Source organism: Streptomyces composti (assembly GCF_012034205.1).
GTDB lineage: Bacteria > Actinomycetota > Actinomycetes > Streptomycetales > Streptomycetaceae > Streptomyces > Streptomyces composti.
This window is the reverse complement of the sequence record NZ_JAATEM010000008.1, coordinates 17,271-36,155: the sequence shown is the minus strand read 5'-3', so window position 1 is coordinate 36,155 and position 18,885 is coordinate 17,271. Positions and strand designations below refer to the sequence as shown.

General features: G+C 74.3%; 14 protein-coding genes and 1 pseudogene. 10 read left to right on the top strand and 5 right to left on the bottom strand.

The features are described from left to right. The first annotated feature begins 52 nt into the window (after positions 1-52). From HCJ93_RS08215 to HCJ93_RS08205, 3 genes are all read left to right on the top strand, one after another. Positions 53-2,860, top strand: coding sequence for an AAA family ATPase (locus HCJ93_RS08215; RefSeq protein WP_167992530.1), 2,808 nt, complete (start codon positions 53-55; stop codon positions 2,858-2,860). Between the two features lie 480 nt (positions 2,861-3,340). After that, positions 3,341-4,132: a S1 family peptidase gene (locus HCJ93_RS08210; RefSeq protein WP_167992528.1), complete on the top strand. Its 792-nt coding sequence runs from the start codon at positions 3,341-3,343 to the stop codon at positions 4,130-4,132. Between the two features lie 195 nt (positions 4,133-4,327). Next, complete coding sequence (locus tag HCJ93_RS08205; RefSeq protein ID WP_167992526.1) at positions 4,328-4,975, top strand: LysE family translocator; 648 nt, start codon at positions 4,328-4,330, stop codon at positions 4,973-4,975. Between the two features lie 76 nt (positions 4,976-5,051). Here the strand turns inward: HCJ93_RS08205 and HCJ93_RS08200 are convergent, their stop codons facing one another. Then, complete coding sequence (locus HCJ93_RS08200; RefSeq protein ID WP_167992525.1) at positions 5,052-6,185, bottom strand: winged helix DNA-binding domain-containing protein; 1,134 nt, start codon at positions 6,183-6,185, stop codon at positions 5,052-5,054. 230 nt (positions 6,186-6,415) lie between these two features. Here HCJ93_RS08200 and HCJ93_RS08195 point away from each other — a divergent pair, with 230 nt between their 5' ends. The 4 genes and pseudogenes from HCJ93_RS08195 to HCJ93_RS08180 all read left to right on the top strand — a co-directional run bounded on the left by HCJ93_RS08195 (position 6,416) and on the right by HCJ93_RS08180 (position 9,267). After that, positions 6,416-7,009 (top strand): hypothetical protein, encoded by a 594-nt coding sequence (locus HCJ93_RS08195; protein WP_167992523.1) that lies wholly within the window; start codon positions 6,416-6,418, stop codon positions 7,007-7,009. 287 nt (positions 7,010-7,296) lie between these two features. Next, complete coding sequence (locus tag HCJ93_RS08190; RefSeq protein WP_167992522.1) at positions 7,297-8,205, top strand: glycosyltransferase family protein; 909 nt, start codon at positions 7,297-7,299, stop codon at positions 8,203-8,205. Positions 8,206-8,330: 125 nt separating this feature from the next. Further along, positions 8,331-8,771 carry an SRPBCC family protein gene (locus tag HCJ93_RS08185; RefSeq protein ID WP_167992520.1) on the top strand — a complete coding sequence of 147 codons (441 nt, stop codon included), beginning with the start codon at positions 8,331-8,333 and terminating at the stop codon, positions 8,769-8,771. A 38-nt stretch (positions 8,772-8,809) separates the two neighbouring features. Beyond that, positions 8,810-9,267: pseudogene (locus HCJ93_RS08180) on the top strand (cytidine deaminase family protein). Positions 9,268-9,294: 27 nt separating this feature from the next. Here the strand turns inward: HCJ93_RS08180 and HCJ93_RS08175 are convergent. Continuing rightward, a complete protein-coding gene (locus HCJ93_RS08175) occupies positions 9,295-9,444 on the bottom strand; it encodes a hypothetical protein (RefSeq protein WP_167992519.1) in 150 nt (49 codons plus the stop codon). A gap of 66 nt (positions 9,445-9,510) precedes the next feature. Continuing rightward, positions 9,511-10,944 carry a hypothetical protein gene (locus HCJ93_RS08170; protein WP_167992517.1) on the bottom strand — a complete coding sequence of 478 codons (1,434 nt, stop codon included), beginning with the start codon at positions 10,942-10,944 and terminating at the stop codon, positions 9,511-9,513. Between the two features lie 129 nt (positions 10,945-11,073). Here HCJ93_RS08170 and HCJ93_RS08165 point away from each other — a divergent pair, with 129 nt between their 5' ends. After that, positions 11,074-12,834, top strand: coding sequence for a hypothetical protein (locus HCJ93_RS08165; RefSeq protein WP_167992516.1), 1,761 nt, complete (start codon positions 11,074-11,076; stop codon positions 12,832-12,834). Between the two features lie 91 nt (positions 12,835-12,925). On the opposite strand, the gene HCJ93_RS08160 is transcribed toward HCJ93_RS08165, so the two are convergent. After that, positions 12,926-14,392, bottom strand: a complete 1,467-nt coding sequence (locus tag HCJ93_RS08160) for an NCS2 family permease (protein WP_167992514.1) — start codon at positions 14,390-14,392, stop codon at positions 12,926-12,928. Positions 14,393-14,876: 484 nt separating this feature from the next. Between HCJ93_RS08160 and HCJ93_RS08155 the strand changes: the two genes are divergently transcribed. Continuing rightward, positions 14,877-16,550: a PucR family transcriptional regulator gene (locus HCJ93_RS08155; protein WP_167992511.1), complete on the top strand. Its 1,674-nt coding sequence runs from the start codon at positions 14,877-14,879 to the stop codon at positions 16,548-16,550. A 24-nt stretch (positions 16,551-16,574) separates the two neighbouring features. Here the strand turns inward: HCJ93_RS08155 and HCJ93_RS08150 are convergent, their stop codons facing one another. Continuing rightward, positions 16,575-17,567 (bottom strand): helix-turn-helix domain-containing protein, encoded by a 993-nt coding sequence (locus tag HCJ93_RS08150; protein WP_167992510.1) that lies wholly within the window; start codon positions 17,565-17,567, stop codon positions 16,575-16,577. A gap of 510 nt (positions 17,568-18,077) precedes the next feature. On the opposite strand from HCJ93_RS08150, the gene HCJ93_RS08145 reads away from it, so the two are divergent. Beyond that, the gene (locus tag HCJ93_RS08145; protein WP_167992508.1) at positions 18,078-18,869 is read left to right on the top strand and encodes a hypothetical protein; all 792 of its coding nucleotides are present in this window, start codon (positions 18,078-18,080) and stop codon (positions 18,867-18,869) included. Positions 18,870-18,885: the final 16 nt, after the last annotated feature.

Genomic DNA, 18,885 nt, shown 5'->3' with positions numbered 1-18,885 from the left:
TAAACAGCCCGTTGCCTAATATTGGCCGGGACACGCCACACGGAGGGGAGCGGTGACCGTGCGACGGGACTTCCAGGAGCCTGCCAGGAGCCGCCCCGACCTGGTCATCGGGCGGGAGGAGCTGTTCTCCGACGCCCGCGAGCAGCTGGCCCGCGGCGGCAGCGTGCTGCTGCACGGCCCCGCCGGAATAGGAAAATCGACCGTGCTGCGGGCACTTGCGGCGGAAAACGCCGCCGCGCCGCGCACCGTGTTGCGCTGCTCGGCCACCGAGTCCGAATCGCATCTGCCGTTCCTGGCGCTGGCCGACCTGTTCGGTCTCGTCCTGGACCGGGTCGCCCCGCGGCTGCCCGCCGCCCAGCGCACCGCCCTGGAGTCGGCGCTCACCGGCCGCGAGTCCACACTGCAGCGGGACGGTCTCGCGCTGCGCCTCGCGGTGCTGTCCGCGCTGCGCGCGCTCGCCGCCGACGGTCCCGTGCTGGTGGTCGCCGACGATCTGCAGTGGCTGGACTCGGCCAGCGCCGAGCTGCTCGGCTTCGCCGCCCGGCGGCTCGGCGGCACACCGGTGCAGATGCTGTGCGCGGTGCGCACCGAGGACGAGGAGTACGACCGGCACCTGCGGTCCTGCCCGCCGGACACGCTGGCCGTGCGGCTGGGCCCGTTCACCCGCGCCCAGGTCTCGGCGCTGCTGGACCACCGCGGCTACACCGGCCTGTCCCGCTCCACGGCCCGCGACATCCACCGCACCAGCGGCGGCAACCCGCTGTTCGCGCTCGAGCTGGGCCGCGCCCTCGCGGAGAGCCCCACCAGGCCCCGGCCGGGCGAGCCGCTGCCGGTGCCGACCTCGCTGCGCGCCCTGGTCCTCAGCCGCCTGGAGCTGCTCTCGGCGGAGGCACGCCGCACGCTGCTGGTGGCCAGCGCGGGCGCCCGGCCCACGCTGGCGCTGCTGCACGCGGCGGGCCGGGAGAACGCCGAGGCGGAGACCGCGCAGGCCGCCGCGCTGGGTCTGCTCGCCACCGACCCGGAGGAGCCGGCGCTGCGGTTCGCGCACCCGCTGATCTCGGCGGCCCTGTACGCGGAGGCCCCGGCGCACGAGCGGCGGGCGGTGCACACCGCACTGTCCAGGGCCGCCTCCGACCCGATCGAGCGGGCCCGGCATCTGGCACTGGCGACCACCGGCACCGACCCGGAGGTGGCGGCCCGGCTCGCGGAGGCCGCCGCACTGGCCCGGGACCGCGGTGCGCCCTCGGTGGCCGCCTCGCTGGGGCTGCTGGCCGCCCGGCACACGCCCGCCGGCAGCTCACCGGGACCGGACGAGCGGCGGCTGCAGGCCGCGGAGGACGCGATCACCGCGGGCGAGGCCGACCTGGCGCGGGACATCGCCCGCGAGGTGCTCACCCGGGCCACCGTGCCGGCGGAGCGGGTGCGGGCCTGGATGGTGGTCATCGAGGCGGCCGGGCAGGCGCTCGGCGAGGTCGACGCGGTGTTCCCGCAGGTGCTGGCCGACGCGGGCGACGACCCGCGGCTGCTGGCGCTGGTCCACTACCAGCTGGCCTGGCGGGAACTGGTCGTCGACGGCGACTTCGACAAGGCGCGCCGGGAGGCCGCGCACGCGGCGGAGCTGGCGGCGCGGGGCGGGGACCGGCGCACCGAGCTGATGTCGCTGGCCTTCCAGGCGTCCACCGAGACGCTGATGGGCCACCCCGACGCCCCCGTCACCATCAAGCGGGCCCTGCGCGAGCCGCAGGACCCGTACGTCGCCTGCCACCACAACGGCGCCGGCATGGCCCGCTTCCGCTGGCTGCTGATGAGCGACCAGCTGCCCCAGGCCCGGATGTCCATCACCGCCCTGCTGCGCGAGGCGCGGCGGCGCGGCATGGTCGAGAGCGAGGTGCACTTCCTGCGCTTCCTGGCCGACACCGAGCTGCGCTCCGGGCACTGCGGCCGGGCCCTGGACCTGGCCAGGGAGAGCCTGCGCCTGGCCCGCGACTCCGGCATCGGCGAGGGCGCCTCCGCGATGCTGGCCTCGCTCGCCGAGGCGTCCGGCGGGGACGTGGACCGCGCGCTGGCACTGGCCCGCGAGGCGGCCGACCACGCCGAGGTCGACGGCGACCAGATGTACCTCTCGCGGGCGCTGGCCGCGCTCGGCTACGCCCAGCTGGTCTGCGGGGACGCGGCGGCGGCGGTGCGTTCGCTCAGGCGGGTGCGGGAGCTGGAGCAGGGCATGGGCATCAGCGACCCGGCCCGCGGCCGCTGGCACGGCGACCTCGCCGAGGCGCTGGTGCGGATCGGCGAGCCGGGCGAGGCCCAGGAGCTGATCAACCTCACCCGGGTGCACGCCCTGCGACTGGACCGGGCGGGCGTGCTCGCCGTGCTCGACCGCGCCGAGGCGCTGGTGCGCGCCGCACGCGGCGAACACGACGCCGCCGAGGCGCAGTTGGCCTCCGCCCGGGACCGGCTCGGCAAGCTGGGCTACGGCCTGGAGGAGGCGCGGGCGGCCTTCGCGCTGGCCCGGCTGCGCTCCCGCCGCCCGGGCCCGCGGGCCTACGACGAGGCGGCTCGCCTGTTCCGGCGCTGCCGCGCGCTGCCCTGGCTGCGCCAGGTGGAGGCGGCGGCCGCAGCGGGCCCGCCGGAGCCGGAGGCGGCACCGGCCGCTGCCCCGGCCGCGCTGGACGGTCTCGCCGCCATGGAACGCCAGGTGGCCGCGCTGGTGATGGAGGGAGCGACCAACCGGGAGATCGCCGCGCGCCTGTTCATCAGCGTCAAGACCGTGGAGGCGACCCTCACCCGGGTGTACCGCAAGCTGGGCATCCGCTCCCGGGTGGACATCGTCCGGCTGGCGGCGGGGCGCAACACGAAGTGAGGTCCGGGGCCGTTCCGGTGTCCGGCGCCGGGCCCGCCAACTCACGCGGCCGGAAGCTGACCTGACGTCTGCTCAGCGAAGAGACCCCGGTCATGGACGGATCGCCCGCGCCCGGGCACCCGTGCGTCCGTCGGCCCGGGAGTCCGGGCGTCCGTCCGTGTGTCCGTCAGCCCGGGAGTCCGGGCGTCCGTCCGTGCGTCCGTCAGCCCGGGAGTCCGGGCGTCCGTCCGTGCGTCCGTCGGCCCGGGAGTCCGGGCGTCCGTCACCCGTGGCCGGGACCCGAACACCGCGCGCCGCCCGGCGGGACATAGGGTTTTCCCTCCACAACTCCCTTAGGGGAGTCCCTCATTGGGGCGCCACGCTCCGGGTCGTAGCGTAAGTGCGTGCCGCTCGCCCGGGCACACGAGGGCCGGTGAACCAGGCCCTCGTGCTCCACCCCCACCCCGTGCGACCCCCCACCGGCAACCCATGAGGAGACCCATGTCCCGCCTCACGCGTGCCAGACGCACCGCCGCCCTCGCCGCCGCGACCGCCGCGGCCGCCGCCACCGCGCTGTTCACCGCCCCGGCCGCCGGCGCCGCTCCCCAGCCGATCGTCGGCGGTACGACGACCACCACGTCGGCGTACCCGTTCATGATGCAGATCACCGACTCCTCGCAGCGCCAGTTCTGCGGCGGCACCCTGGTGGCTCCCACCAAGGTGGTCACGGCCGCGCACTGCATGGTCGGCGAGACCACCAGCAGCGTGCGGGTGGTCGGCGGGCGCACCTACCGCAACGGCACCGACGGCACGGTGGCGAGGGTCAGCAAGATCTGGATCCACCCCGACTACCGCAGCGTCACCCGCGGCGACGACGTGGCCGTGCTGACGCTGTCCACCTCGATGCCGTACGCCACGGCCCCGTACGTCTCCTCCTCGGACACCTCCGTGTACGCACCGGGCACCACCGCCCGCATCCTCGGCTGGGGCACCACCTCCTCCGGCGGCAGCTCCTCCAACCAGCTGCGCACCGCGACCGTGCCGACCGTCTCCGACTCCAGCTGCAGCGGCTCCTACGGCTCGCGCTACGTCAGCAGCGACATGGTGTGCGCCGGGTACGACTCCGGCGGCGTGGACGCCTGCCAGGGCGACAGCGGCGGCCCGCTGCTGATAGGCGGCCGGCTGGCCGGCATCACCTCCTGGGGCGACGGCTGCGCGGCGGCCGGCTCCCCCGGCGTCTACACCCGGCTGACCACCTTCTCCGCGCAGGTGACCGCCCAGGTCAACTCGTAGGTCCCACCGGTTTCCCGGGAGGCAGCTGCCTCCCGGGCCAGGACCAGGGGGCGTTGCGGGCTTCCACGAGCAGCCCGCAACGCCCCCTCTCCAATGCTCGTCCCGTGGGTGCCGCTGCGCCGCACGCGGCTGCGCACGACGATGTCGCCGCACGGCACTGACGAGCACACCCCCGCCCGTGCTTCAATCCCGTACATGGTGTCCCCGGAACGCCTCGCCGCCTTCGCGGCGATGTCCGTGCTGGTGATCGTGATACCCGGGCCGAGCGTGCTGTTCGTGATCGGCCGGGCGCTCGCCCATGGCCGGCGCACCGCGCTGGCGACCGTCCTCGGCAATGTCATCGGCTCCTATCTGCTGGTCGTGGCGGTCGCCCTGGGCGTCGGCTCGGTCGTGGAGCGCTCGGTGACGGTCTATCTGGCGGTGAAGTTCGCCGGGGCCGCGTATCTGGTGTACCTCGGTGTCCAGGCGCTGCGGCACCGCAGGAAGCTGGGGACCGAGCAGATCACGGCAGCCGGCGGCCGGCCGGCGCGCGGGGATCTGCGGACCGTGCTCGACGGGATCCTGGTCGGCGCGACCAACCCGAAGGGCGTGGTGTTCTTCGCCGCCGTGCTGCCGCAGTTCGTCGACCACTCGGCGGGGCATGTGCCCGCACAGATGCTGGTGCTGGGCCTGATGCCGATCCTCATCGGCCTGGTCACGGACACCCTGTGGGGGCTGACGGCCTCGGCCGCCCGCGCCTGGGTCGCCCGCTCGGACCGGCGCCTGTCCCTGATCGGCGGCGCGGGCGGCTGCACGATGATCGGCCTGGGAGTGTCGGTGGCGGTCACGGGGCGGGCGGACTGAGGGCCCGCCGGCCGTTCCCGCCCGGTCCCCGCGGTCCGCTGTCGCCGGGCGCAGCCGTTCCCGCTCGCCGCCGTTGTCACCGAGGCGCCACCTGCGCGCGCACCGTGCCGAAGCGGATGTCGTAGGAGGATCCCTGGTAGAGGATGTCCAGCATGCGGGCGCCCTCCTCCAGGACCTCCTCGCGCACGGCCTTCGGGAGCTCACGGAACGGCTCGATGACGAGAGATCGGTCGATGATGCGCCACACGCCCGCGAGGAAGCCGTCGACCAGGAGCGGGCAGTAGAAGGTGTTCGCCTGCCAGGTGCTGCGGCGGTCGGCGGGCGGGATCACCCGGGTGCGGTCGGCGTGCGAGAGCATCAGGTTGTCGAACTCGGGCAGGAAGCGCGGCGGCGCCGGGGTGTCCGGCTCGGGGCGGGGCGCGCCGGGCAGGTCGAACAGCTCGACGCCGTTCTCGTCGCGGAAGGTGAGCAGCCGCGGGCGGAGCCGTTCGAAGACCGGGCGCATCCGGGTGAGCCCCGACCAGGTCTGCATGTCCTTCACCGAGGCCGGCCCGAAGGCGGCCAGGTAGCGCAGCACGACGGTGTCCGGCGGGGCGGCGGGCTCCGTGGGGCGGTCCAGCCAGTGCTCGGCGGTGGTGAGGGCGACCTGGGCGCTGCGGCCCCACATGCCGCGCGGGGTGACCTGGACGAGCGGGAGGGTGCAGCGGGCGGCGATGGCGAGCGCCTGCGGGTCGGCGTCCGGCCACTCGGCGTTGAGCATCTCCCGCAGCTGCTTCATGGTGCGCGGCTCCTCCTCCACGAAGGCGCGGGCGAGCGCGGCCAGCCGCTCCAGGTCGACGCCGGTCAGTCCCTTGCGGAAGATGCCGATCTCCCGGTCGCGCACCGGCTGCACCAGGGGGCGCAGCGTCATGCAGTCGTCCGGTGTGTGCAGATGGATGGTGGAGCGCAGGGTGACGATGCGCACCGCCTCGCGGCGCTCCAGCAGCCCGGAGAGCTCCTCGGGCCGGAAGTTCTCCAGGCGGGCCGTGAGCGCGTGGTACGGCGGCTTCACCTCCTGGGCCTGCAGTCCGACGAGATGCTCCACCGCTTCCTTCGCGGACATCGGCGACCGGGTCAGCAGGAGCTGGCGGGCGAGGGTGGCCCGGTTGAGGGCGCGGGTGCCGAGTACGGGGCCGCCAGCCGGGCCCGCGGTGCGCTTCGTCTGGGTCATGGCGGCACGCTAGCGCCGCTCGCGGTCAGATTCCGTCCGCAACGAGGGGTGCAGGGAACCGCCATGAGCCGCGACGGGAGGGCGAGAGGACGAGAAGTGGAGAGTGTGTGCCCGTTTCCGGGACATCTCGCAACGCCCGTGACATCCGGGGCTCCGCGGGACGCTGAATCTCTAGGGCCCTCGGTGGCGCCCATGATCGGAACGACCTCCCACACGAAGGACCAAGCTCTGTGACACGCCCTCCCTCGGCCTCCGACCGCCTGCCCGTCTACGAGAGCCTGGTGCGCGAACTCGGCGACGTCCTCACCGAGACCCGAGAGGTCGCCGAGCGCACGCAGCGTGAGGCCCACGAGGCCCTCTCCGGCCACCACCGCCCCCACCAGCCCTTCGCGGTTCACGAGCGCCGGCAGCAGTCCCCCGCCGGTCCCGGTCCCCAGCAGCACGTCGACGGGCGCGGCACCCAGGAGCAGCCCTTCGGCGGGCCCGGCTCGCAGCAGTCGCAGGACGGGCCCGGCCCGCGGCAGTCGCAGCAGTCGCCGGACGGGCGCGGTCCGCAGCAGCAGTCCCCCGACGGGCGCGGCCCTCAGGACCAGCCCCGCAGCGGTCCCCGCCCTCAGCAGCAGTCCCCCACCGATCAACACCCCCAGCAGCCCCCCGCCGGCCGAGGCCCGCAGCAGCCTCCCGCCGGCCGGCGTCCCCAGCAGCCCTTCCCCGGCCGCCGTCCCCAGGGGCAGCCCGCTCCTCAGGGCGGGCCTGGCCAGCAGGGGCGGCCGGGCCCGCAGGGGCAGTCCCGTCCTGGAGAGCGCTCCGGCCCCCGGCAGTAGCCCCGGCCCGGGCCGCCCCTGAGCAGCCCTGAGGTCAGCAGTCCTGGGGTCAGCAGTCCTGCGGCCCTGGGCTGAGCGGCCCGGGGTTCGGCAGCCCGCTTCAGCGGCCGTCGTACGCGGCGGCTCCTGCTCGGCCCGGTCGGAATCGCTGCGCGGGACGCAGAACTCGTTCCCCCCGATCCCGGCCCCGGGCGCCACCGCTTCCGGTCCGGCGGTCCGTGGCCGGAGGACGGTTGCGGCGGGGGCGGGTGGGGCACTCGGGGTGCATTGTGCAGGTGAGTGAGCTCATGGGACCGAAGCGGGTCCTGCTGACCGGGTGGTTCAGCTTCCGGGACGGGGAGGCGACCGCCGGGGACGTGCTGGCGCTGCAGCGGGTGGAGGAGGTGCTGCGGGGCGCCGGGATCCCGTACGACGTGGCATGGAGCCCCGGCTTCCGGCCCGAGGCCCGGCATCTGGACGATGTGCGACCGCGCGACTACTCGCATCTGGTGTTCGTGTGCGGCCCGCTCGAGGGGCCACAGATCGAGGAGCTGCACCGGCGGTTCGCGCACTGTACGCGGATCGCGGTGGGGGCCTCGGTGATCGACCCGGGTGCGGAGGCGGTGCGCGGGTTCCACCGGGTGCTGGCACGCGACGCCCCGGACGTGCAGCCGACGGAGGATCTGGCGGCCCGCGCTCCGGCCGCCCCGGCCCGGCCCGTGGTGGGCGTGATCCTCACCCACGGCGAGCAGGAGTACGGAGAGCAGCGGCGGCACGAGCAGGTCGCCCGGGAGGTGACGCGCTGGCTGGCCGGCAAGGACTGTGCCCGGCTGGAGCTGGACACCCGGCTGGACACCCGCGACTGGCATCTGAGCGCGACGCCCGCCCAGGTCCAGTCGGTGCTGGCGCGGCTCGATCTGGTGGTCACCGACCAGCTGCAGGGCCTGGTGCTGGCGCTGCGGGTCGGCACGCCGGTCCTGGCCATCGACCCGGTGGCGGGCGGGGCGACGGTGACGGCGCAGGCCCGGGTGTGCGGCTGGCCCGCTCTGGTGCCCGTCGAGGAGCTCACGGAACGGCGGCTGGAACGCTGGTGGGACTGGTGCCTGACCTCGGGCCGCGTGGCCGCGCGCCAGGCCCGCGACGCCTTCCGCGAGGGCCGGGCGGCGGACGGTGCCGACCGCCTGGTGGAGGCGCTCACGGCCCGCCGAGCGGGGTAGGCGGCCCACGCGCACCCGCGCGAGCGACCCGCACCGCGGGCCGCTTCCGCGCCGGTGACTGCGCCGACCGGGTGACGGCCGAACGGGCGGGCAGCGGGCCGGGGCGGATTCCATAAGATCTTCATGTGGCCGAATTCCAGCTCCAGCGCACCGTGCCGCTCCCCCTCGACGAGGCCTGGCGCAGGCTCACCCGGTGGCACCGGCACGGCGAAGCGGTCCCCCTGACCCGGGTCACCGTCACCACTCCCCCGCCCACCGGCGAGGGCACCCGCATCGTGGCCCGCACGGGGATCGGCCCGCTCGCCTTCGACGACCCCATGGAGGTGACCGTCTGGCGGCCGCCCCAGGGCGACCTGCCCGGCCGGTGCCGTCTGGAGAAGCGCGGACGGATCGTCAGGGGCTGGGCCGAGCTGGAGGTGCGGCCGGGTCCCGGCGGCCGGGCCCGCGTGGTCTGGCGCGAGCAGATGTGGGTGCGCGCGGTCCCCGGCGCGCTGGACCCGGTCCTGGCCCGCGCGGGCCGCCGGGTGTTCGGGCGCACGGTGAACCGGCTGCTGCGACAGCCGTGAGCGGAACGTCCGCACGACACCCGTACGAAGGCAGAGAGTTGACCGACCATTCCCAGCCGCAGCCCCAGCCGCAGCCGCCGCACCCCGTCGACCACGAACTCGTCCAGGCAGCCGCGCACATCGCCCGCACCCGCTGCCGCGGCGACAACCACACGATGGCGGCCGCGGCCCGCGCCGCCGACGGCCGGATCATCACCGCCGTGAACGCCTACCACTTCACGGGCGGCCCCTGCGCCGAGCTGGTCCTCATCGGCGCGGCGGCCGCCCAGGGCGCCCACGAGCTCACCACCGTCGTCGCCGTGGGCGACCGCGACCGCGGCGTCGTCCCGCCCTGCGGTCGCTGCCGCCAGGTCCTCCTCGACTACTTCCCGTCCCTGAAGGTCGTCGTCGGCAACGGCAACGCCCGACGCACCGTCCCGTCGCCGGCTTGCTGCCGGAGACGTACGTGTGGGCGGACCACCAGCTCGATCAGCGGCCGGGTCCGGAGCCGATGTGACTGCGGCGGCGTGCCGCTGACATGCGGTCAGACGCGTGAGCCGGGTCGCTGCCGTTCGGCGACCCACGCCCGGTGCCGGAGGCAGCGTTCCGTCATCTCGATGAACATGCCTTCCCAGTAGTGCCGCTGTTCCTCGTAGCCGGGCAGCCAGACACCCGGCACCGCCTGATGCACCACGGGGGCGACGGGCCGCGTCGAGCGTACCGGCTGCCACCCGTTCTGTGGTGGCTTGTGCGCGAAAGGTCAGCTCCGGCCCAGCACCCTGCGGGCGCCGGCGATCACGGCTGTGGCCAGGACCCAGCCGGAGACGACCAGGAAGAGCGCGACGGCCTTGCTCGGGCCCGTGGGGTCCCAGGCGCCGCGGTGGCCGAGGCTCGCGACGGGGACGAGCAGGTCGAGGCTGTAGAGGACGGGGTCCCAGGCGCGTTCGGGGTCTCCGCCGACCGGGCGCGGCGGATGGGTGGCGAACCAGGCGGAGCCCAGGGCGACGAGGGACAGCAGCCACAGCAGCGCCCGCCGGGGCGCGTAGCCGTAGCCGAAGAGGACGTCCTGCAGCAGGCCCCAGATCCGGCCGGTGAGGCGGTCGTTGCGGCTGAGGTGTCGCTCCTTGGCGTGCCGCACCGCGCGGGCCGAGCGTTCGTCGCCGCCGCTCTCGTACGATCTCGCGAGCTGCTCGAAGGCGCGGGCGCCGGCCCGCGGGTCGCGGGTGAGCCAGGAGATGCGGGCGCGGAGGGCGACGGGTTGTCCGGTCTCGAGGCGCTGATAGGTGAAGCCCTCCAGGGAGAGGGAACCGGGGGCGGGCCAGGTGGCCTCGGAGTCCACCAGGACGTCGACGGCTGCGTCCTGCAGCACCACCTTGCCCGCGGGCGGTTCGCGCAGGTCGAGGCGCAGCCGCGGGACGCGGAGCCGCCCGCACAGCAGGGAGCCGGCGGGCGCGGCCAGGACGGCGTCGTGGAAGGTGACCACCCCGGCGACCTCGGCCGCGCGCAACAGCACCTGGCCGGTGCTGCGAAAGCCCCAGTCGGCGTAGAAGCCGGTGCAGACGACCCCGGTGGCGTCGATGCCGCCCACGTCGGCGGCGTGCAGATTGACGGCGTGGGTGACGCGGGCGTCGCGCAGGTGGAGGGCGCCGTTGGCGGTCAGGCCGCGGCCGTGCAGCGAACCGCCCACGGTGAGGCGGGGCGCCAGCAGTGACCAGGGGCTGCCGTCGGCGACGGTGAGCCCCTGGGCGACGAGGTTGCCCGCGATGTGCGCGTCGGCCAGGCGTACGGCGGCGGTGGCCGAGTCCTCATGGAGGCGGCGCGGTGCGCGTCGCCCGGTGCGGGAGTCGGTCGGGTCGGTCATGGGGCGGGGGCCCGCGGTGCCGTCGCCCGCCCTCGTGCCGGCCAGGCGGAGTTCGCCGTCGACGGTGAGGCGGTCGGCTCGCAGGGCGGGGAGGGTGGAGCCGGAGAGATCCAGTGCGGGGACGGTGAGTTCGGTCAGGTCGACGGGCTCCTCGAAGACGCAGTCGACGAGGGAGAGCGCGGTGGTGATGCGACGGCGGTCCAGACGCAGTGCGCCCGTGACGCGCAAGCCCTGGTAGCGCTGGGGTGGTTGCCCGTCGTCCGTGCCGCGTTCCGTGATGAGGTCGCACAGCGTTCCGGCGTCGATCTCGCCGGAGCGGAGCGCGCGGCGCATGCGCCGACTTCCCTCGAGCCGTGCCACGTTGGTCCCCCTCTGCCGTCCCAACGGGATGGAATATCACATCCGCGGGCCCGCGCCGGACACAGATCCGGACCATGCGGGCACTCCGGTCATACTGGGTTCATGGAATGCTTCCCGTCCCAGTCGCCGCACGCCTTACGGGTCTTCGGCCTGCCCGAGGTCGACCGGGCCCTCGGCGACTGGCTGCACGCCAACGAACTCGAGCTGGTGGACCCGGAGCTGCTGGAGACCGGGCAGAGCGGCGGCCGGCTGGTGTCGGCCTTCCTCCGGGAGCTGGACCAGGGGCAGACCGGGGGCATGCGCATCATCAAGCTGGTGGCTCCCTCACCGGACGCGCAGGCCGAGCCGCGCAACCACAAGGCCGCGCTGCGCAGCGGCCTCCCGGGCAACGCCGAATTCGTCGGCCGGCACCTGGTCGGACTTGCGGGCAGGCCCTGGCGCCTCGGCGAGTACTGGGTCATGTTTCAGGAGCCCGCCGGGGACGGCAAGGACCCGACGGTCACGCTCGCGGCGCTCGGCCGCAGCGCACGCCTGCCCGGCCTCGCGGCGCAGATCGTCAAGGGGCTGCTGAGCGGCTGGAATCCCGAGGATCCGCAGATCGACCAGGGCCTGACGGCCGCCGCCTTCGTGCGGGAGCTCCTCGGTGCGCGCTGCGAGGAGGACGGCCCGCTGCGCACCTGGGTCAGGAGCCGCTTCGGTGACGGGGTGCACGACTGCGTCTGGTTCGCGGCGGAGGACCGCGGCCCGGTGCTGCCCAATCCCCTGGCGCTGGGCGACGGTTCGCCGCTGGTCCGGCTGCCGGTCAAGCTCGCCGCCCGGGGAAGGGGGCACGGCGACCTGCATCCGGGCAACATCATGGTGCCGGTGCGCGACGACGCCCCGGAGGACGCCTTCTGGCTCATCGACCTGTCCCGGTTCAGCGAGGGTGCGCTCCTGGCGCGCGACCCCGTGCACCTGCTGCTGTGCCTGATCGCCGACCACTACCTGCCTCATCTGTCCGAGGAGGCCCGCGCCGAACTGGTGGGCGCCCTCACCGGCACCGGTGCGGAGGCGGAGTCCCGGTGCGCGGGGCTGCTGATTCCGCAAGGGCTGGCCGCGCTGGTCGTCGGGGTGCGCACGCAGCTGACCGACTGGGCGGCCACCCGGCGGGTCACCCAGGCGTGGCGTGCTCAGTGGCTGCTGGCGTTGCAGGCGTGTGCCCTGATGTTCACCGGGCGCGAGCGGTACCCGGACGGCGACCGTGCGTGGTTCTTCCGACTCGCGGCGCACGCGTGCGGGGCGTATCTGGATCTCGCGGGTGCGGAGCGTTCCGGATCCCCCGAAGTGGTGATCCCGGGCGAGCCGGGAGGGGGATCGCGGGAAAAGGCGTCCCGATCCGGTGCCGCGCCCAGGGTCTCGGTGGTGTCGCAGCGGACCGAGCCGGATGCCGTGGCGGTGTCCGCGCCCGCCCTGGTTCCGGACCCGGCCGGTGGGCGGCTCGTCGTGGACGTTCTGAAGGAGATCTGGACCACCCTCGAACGGCCGACGCGGCAGGTGTCCGGTCTGTCGTTCGGCGAGCTCCAGCCGGAGGTGGTCCTGTTCGTGCGGCGCAGGGCCCAGCAGCTGCGGACCGAGCTGACCCGGGCCCAGATGGAGGCGCCGCCGGCGGCGGGGGCGGGCGCCCTCGGCCGGGTGAAGGATCTGCTGCACGACGTGGCGGCGGCGGCGAAGCCGCTGCATCAGTTCCTGGTCAACCCGGTGCTGCGCATGCAGACGCTCACGGCCCGCCAGAACCCCCGGCAGCAGGACGAGCTGGCGGACGCGCTCGGCAGCCTGCTGGACGAGGTGGGCGGGGCCATCGCCGCCATCGCCCGGGCCTCCTGAAGCCGGCGCGTCCGCCGAGGCAGGCGGTCCGTACCGCCGCCGCCTCCCCTGGGCGGCGGCGGTGAGCACGGCCGGCGAGCCGGCCGGCCGGTCAGTGGACGCCGAGCCAGCTCTCGATCGGGTTGAGCGCGAAGTAGATCAGGAAGATCACGGTCAGACCCCACATGAACGCCCCGATCTCCCGTGCCTTGCCCTGGGCGACCTTGATGGCGACGTAGGAGATGACGCCCGCGGCCACGCCCGTGGTGATGGTGTAGGTGAACGGCATCAGGACGACCGTGAGGAAGACCGGGATGGCGGTGGCGCGGTCGGCCCAGTCGACGTGCCGGGCGTTCATCATCATCATGGCGCCGATCACCACCAGCGCCGCCGCGGCGACCTCGCCCGGCACGATCGCGGTGAGCGGGGTGAAGAACAGGCAGGCGGCGAAGAAGAGCCCGGTGACCACGGCGGACAGGCCGGTGCGGGCGCCCTCGCCGACGCCGGTGGCCGACTCGACGAAGACGGTCTGGCCTGAGGCGCCCGAGACGCCGCCGATCGCGCCGCCCGCGCCGTCGATGAACAGCGCCTTGGACAGGCCGGGCATGCGGCCCTTGTCGTCGGCGAGCCTGGCCTCGGTGCCGACGCCGATGATCGTGGCCATGGCGTCGAAGAACCCGGCGAGGACCAGGGTGAAGACGATCAGGCCGACGGTCATCGCGCCGACCTCTCCCCAGCCGCCGAACTCGACCTGGCCGAAGACCGAGAAGTCGGGCATGGAGACCGCGCTGCCGTGCAGCTCGGGCGCCCCGCCGACCCACTGCTTGGGGTCGATGACGCCGAAGGCGTTGAGGGCAACGGCGAGGACCGTGCCGCCGACGATGCCGATCAGGATGGCGCCGGGGACGCCTCGGGCCTGGAGCATGAAGATGGCGAGCAGGGTGACGGCGAACAGCAGCACCGGCCAGCCGGCGAGTTCACCGTCGGGGCCGAGCACGACGGGGCCGCCGCCGGGGGCCGGGTTCTCCTGCACGAATCCGGCCTTCACCAGGCCGATCAGGGCGATGAACAGTCCGATGCCCATGGTGATGCCGTGCTTCAGGGCGAGCGGTATCGCGTTCATGATCATCTCGCGCAGGCCGGTGACCACCAGCAGCATGATCACCGCGCCGTACATCACGCACATGCCCATGGCCTGCGGCCAGGTCATCTGGGGCACGACCTGGCCGGCGAGCACTCCGGAGACGGACAGGCCGGCGGCGAGGGCGAGCGGCACCTTGCCGACGAATCCCATCAGCAGGGTGGTGAGGGCGGCGGCGAACGCGGTGGCCGTGATCACCGCGGTGTGTCCGAGGGTGTTGCCCGCGGCGTCCTCACCGGAAAGGATCAGCGGGTTGAGCAGGAGGATGTAGGCCATCGCCATGAAGGTGGTGATGCCGCCGCGCACTTCCCGTGCGACCGTCGATCCTCGGTGCGTGATGTGGAAGTACCGGTCGAGCCAGGACCGGCCGGCCGGGACGCGGGTTCCCGCGCCCGCGTCCTCGGCGGTGGTCCTGGGCTCCACGGACTGCTGGGTCATGGTGCCGTCTCCCAAGGTTCATAGGGGCACCCGGCGGTGTGGCGTGCCGGGATTTGGGAGGTGCCAGACCCGGGGGACGGCCCGGTACTGCACCCGTGATCTGGAATATGGGGCGTAAGAATCGAGCCACTCCGCCTGCGGTGGGGGGCGGCTCGTTCATGTGCTGTTCACTCGGATCGGACTCAGTACACCGCCGTGTGTCCGCACGGGTCAGTCACGGAAAACATGAAGGAGTTGGCTGGCCAGCCGGGACATCTTGTAGATTCATATGAAAGGAGGCCCCGACGGCCTCCCGCTTTTCCCCGGAAAGCTGAGGACACAGTCCTGGAGACGGCCGGCAGCGCTGCTCAGCCACCGACGGGCCATTTCCGGAGCCCCGGATCTCCGGAGACCGACCCGGGCTCCGGAGATCCGGCCCGAGGATCCGTGGAAGACCCCTGACGTTTCAGCGTAGACATCGAGACAAGGAACGGCGGCGACGAGAATGCGGCTGCGCGCACTGCTGGAGACCGACGCGCTGGGCCTGAAGCTGCTCGGCGGCGAGGAGGAACTGGACCGCACCGTGCGCGGTGTGATGACCACCGACCTCCGCGACCCCAGCCGCTACCTCTCGGGCGGGGAGCTGGTGCTCACCGGCCTCGCCTGGCGCCGTGACGCAGCGGACTCCGAGCCGTTCGTCCGCATCCTGGTGCAGTCCGGGGTGGCGGCGCTGGCGGCGGGCGAGGCGGAGCTCAACGAGATCCCGGACGACCTGGTGGTGGCCTGCGCCCGGCACCGGCTGCCGCTGTTCGCGGTGCACGAGTCGGTGGCGTTCGCGACGATCACCGAGCACGTGGTGCGGCAGGTGTCGGGCGAGCGGGCCGGGGACCTGGCGGCCGTGGTGGACCGGCACCGGCGGATGATGACCTCCGGCCCCGCGGGCGGCGGTCCCGACGTGGTGCTCGACCTGCTCCGCTCCGACCTGGACCTGCGGGCCTGGGTGCTGTCGCCGACCGGTCGGCTGATCGCCGGCGCCAAGGAGGCCGGCCCTGCGCTGCCCCCGGAGGTGTGCGCGCGGCTGGCGACGGAGCAGCTGGCCGCCGCCCGCACCGGGCGGCGGGGGCCGCACCGGGTCACGCTCGGGCCGACCACGTACAGCCTGTTCCCGGTGCGCAGCACCGGACGCGACCCGCAGCCCGCCCGGGATGTGCGCGAGACGATGCTGTCGGACTGGCTGCTCGCGGTCGAGGCGGACGCCGGGGAGTGGGCCGAGGAGCGCCTGGACCTGCTGCACGGGGTCACCCAGCTGATCGCGGTGGAGCGCGACCGCCGGGACGCCGCCCGCACGGTGCGGCGGCGGCTGGCGCAGGAGGTGCTCGAGCTGGTGCAGACGGGCGCGCCGCCGGCCGAGATCGCCGCCCGGCTGCGCGTGGCGGCGCCCGTGCTGCTGCCCGGTCTCGGCGCGGCACCGCACTGGCAGGTGGTCGTGGCCCGCGTGGAGTGGGACGACGCGCAGCTCGAGGGCCAGGCGGTGGCCCAGGCACTGCTGGAGGAGATCCTGGTCGACCCGTCGGCCACCGGGCCCGAGCCCTCCGACCGGATCGCGGTCGCGCACAGCGGCGAGGAGGCGATCGCCCTGGTCCCGCTGCCCGCGGTGACCGGCGAGCACGACGGCTCCGAGCAGGGCGTGCCCGCGGACGTGCTGCTCGAGGCCGTGCGGGGCCCGCTGTCGGCCGGCCTCGACGGCGACGGCAGGCTCACGCTCGGCGTCAGCGCGGCCGTGCACTCGGCGGAGGGGCTGCGCGGTGCGCTGGAGGAGGCGCGGCACGCGCGGCGGGTGGCGGCGGCGCGCCCGGGCCGGGTCTGCGCGGCGGGCCACCAGGAGCTGGCCTCCCACGTGCTGCTGCTGCCCTTCGTGCCGGACGACGTGCGCCGGGCCTTCACCGCCCGGCTGCTCGACCCGCTGCGCGAGTACGACCAGCGTCACCGCGCGGAGCTGATCTCCACGCTGGAGGCGTTCCTGGACTGCGACGGCTCCTGGACCCGGTGTGCCTCGCGGCTGCACCTGCACGTCAACACGCTGCGGTACCGGGTGGGCCGGATCGAGCAGCTGACGGGACGTGACCTGTCCCGCCTGGAGGACAAGCTGGACTTCTTCCTGGCGCTGCGGATGAGCTGAGCCGCGGGGCGCCCGCCGCCGGGTTCAGGTGTCCGCCCGCCGGTTCCGCCGTGCGCCCGTCATGGTCCGGTACTCCCGCGGTGGCATCCCGTAGGCGGCGCGGAAGAGGCGGCTGAAGTGGGCCGGGTCGGTGAACCCCCAGCGGGCGGCTATGGCCTGGACCGGGCGGGCGTCCAGGCCGGGGTCGGCCAGGTCGCGGCGGCAGCGTTCCAGGCGGCGGTGGCGGATCCAGGCCGCCGGGGAGGTGCCGTCCTCGGCGAACAGCTGCTGCAGGTGGCGCAGCGAGATGTGGTGGGCCTCCGCGACGGCCCGGGGCGTCAGGTCCGGGTCGGCGAGGTGCCGCTCGACGAACGCTTGGATCCGGGCCCGCAGCGCCGTCCTGCGGGTCTTCGGGCTCAGCCGTTCCTCGGCCTGAAGGCAGCCGGCGATGACGGAGGCCAGGAGGTCCAGGATGACCGAGGTGAGGGCGGGGACGTCGGCCGCGGTGAACTCGTCGGCGCGCGCGTTGAGATCACCGAGCCAGCGGGCGAACACCCCGCCCATGCCGCTGCGGCCGTCGATCGGAAGCGCGAGCACCTGCCGCACCGTCCTTTCCGGCAGCGGCAGCATCCGGTGCGGCAGCTGCACCGTCAGCTGGGACCAGCCGTCCGGGACGGTGCGGCGGTGGGCCTCGAAGGGACGGCTGCTGTCCAGCACCACGAGGTCGCCCACGCGGGGCGTGGTGTGACGGCCCGTGTGGGACAGCCCGGCCTGCCCGTGGAGGACGCAGTTGATCATGTATACCTCGGGGTCGGCGCGCCGGATCTGCTCGGCCGTCCGCACGACCTCCAGATGCGGGAAGGACTGCGCGGACAGCTGCAGTTCCCCCAGGTCGACCACGCGCAGCCGGGCGCGGAAATCCTCCCGGTCGTCGCTGCGCAGGAGGTTGCGCAGGTGGGTGCCCGCGGAGACCTCCTCGAACAGCGCGAACCGCTCGGGCGGCGCCACGGCCTGCGTGCTGAACTCCGTCACCAGCATTCCGGTCCCCGTAGCCCCCCGCTCGTCCGTGCCCGCCCGGCACCTGGCACGGGCCGGTGCCCGCGGTCGAGCTGACCTTCGGTCACATGCCTGGCCCGGCGTCCCTGTGATCCCCTGGCATCCCTCGGATCAACATTCCTGCACGCATTGTCAACAACGGTGCGCGCACGGACAAGGCCGCGGTCCCGCGCGCCCGGCATCCTGGGGACCGACCAGCGGACACGGCGCGGGCAGGAGCATCCCGCGGCCGCTGTGCCGGGTCTCCCGGACGCCGGGTACATCCCGGTCGGGCCCTGCTGAGGGGGGAGTTGGCGGGGCAGGGGCGGGCCGAGGGGCGCGAGTGATCCAGTGCGCCACCCGGCCCGCTTCCGCGTTCCGGGTCCTTGCCCCATGACTTTGTGAAATCCTTCACCCACCCTCTTGGCCGAGCCATGTTGTTCGTGCTGAGATGCGGCCACCACTCAACAGCTCGATGGCGTGCTCGGGGAGGGCAACGTGGCGCATACCGCCATGTCTGGTAACGGAACGACCGCCGAAGACGATCCCCTCCAGACCGCGGTATGGCGGCTGCGCTCGCGCGCCTGCTGGGCCGACGCCGCCGCCATGATCACGCCGACCACTCCGGCCGCCGCCCTGCAGCGGGCGTCCCTGCTGGTGGAGCGGTGCCTGTACACCGAGACCGGCTGGGAGGAGGCGGAGGACGCGCTGCGGACGGCGGAGGCGATGGCCCACACCGACGACGAGCGGGGTGCGGCCGCTTGTGAACGCGGGTACTTGGCCTACGCGGCGACCCTGTTCCAGGTCCGCGACCGGGCCGACGAGGCGCGGGCGGCTCTCGGCAGGGCGGCGGCGCTGATCGCGCCGGGGGCGGCGGGCAGAGCGCTGCTGGACTTCCGGCGGGGGCTGATCGCCGAGAACCTGACGCGGTCGCCGCAGGCGGCGCGGGCGGCCTACCGCCGGGCGCACGCGGGGGCCACGGCGCATGCGGATCCGCTGCTGCTGTCGGCCACCTGGCGGCATCTCGCGGGGCTGGCGTTGCGGGAGGGGGAGTTGGCGGAGGCGCGGCACGGGTTCGCGGAGTCGCTGCGGATCCGGGAGGAGCTCGGGTACCTGGTCGGGACGGCGCCGGCGCTGGTGTCGCTGGCGGACACGGAGAAGGAGCCGGAGGCGTCCAGGCTGCGGGACGAGGCGCGGCGGTTGTTCCGGCTGCTGGGGGGTGTGCCGACGTGGCTGGCGGGGCAGTTGGGGGAGGTTCCGGCTCAGGTGCAGGCGCCTCCGGCGGAGGGCGCGGCCAGCGCGTAGGGGCGGTTCCGGCGCC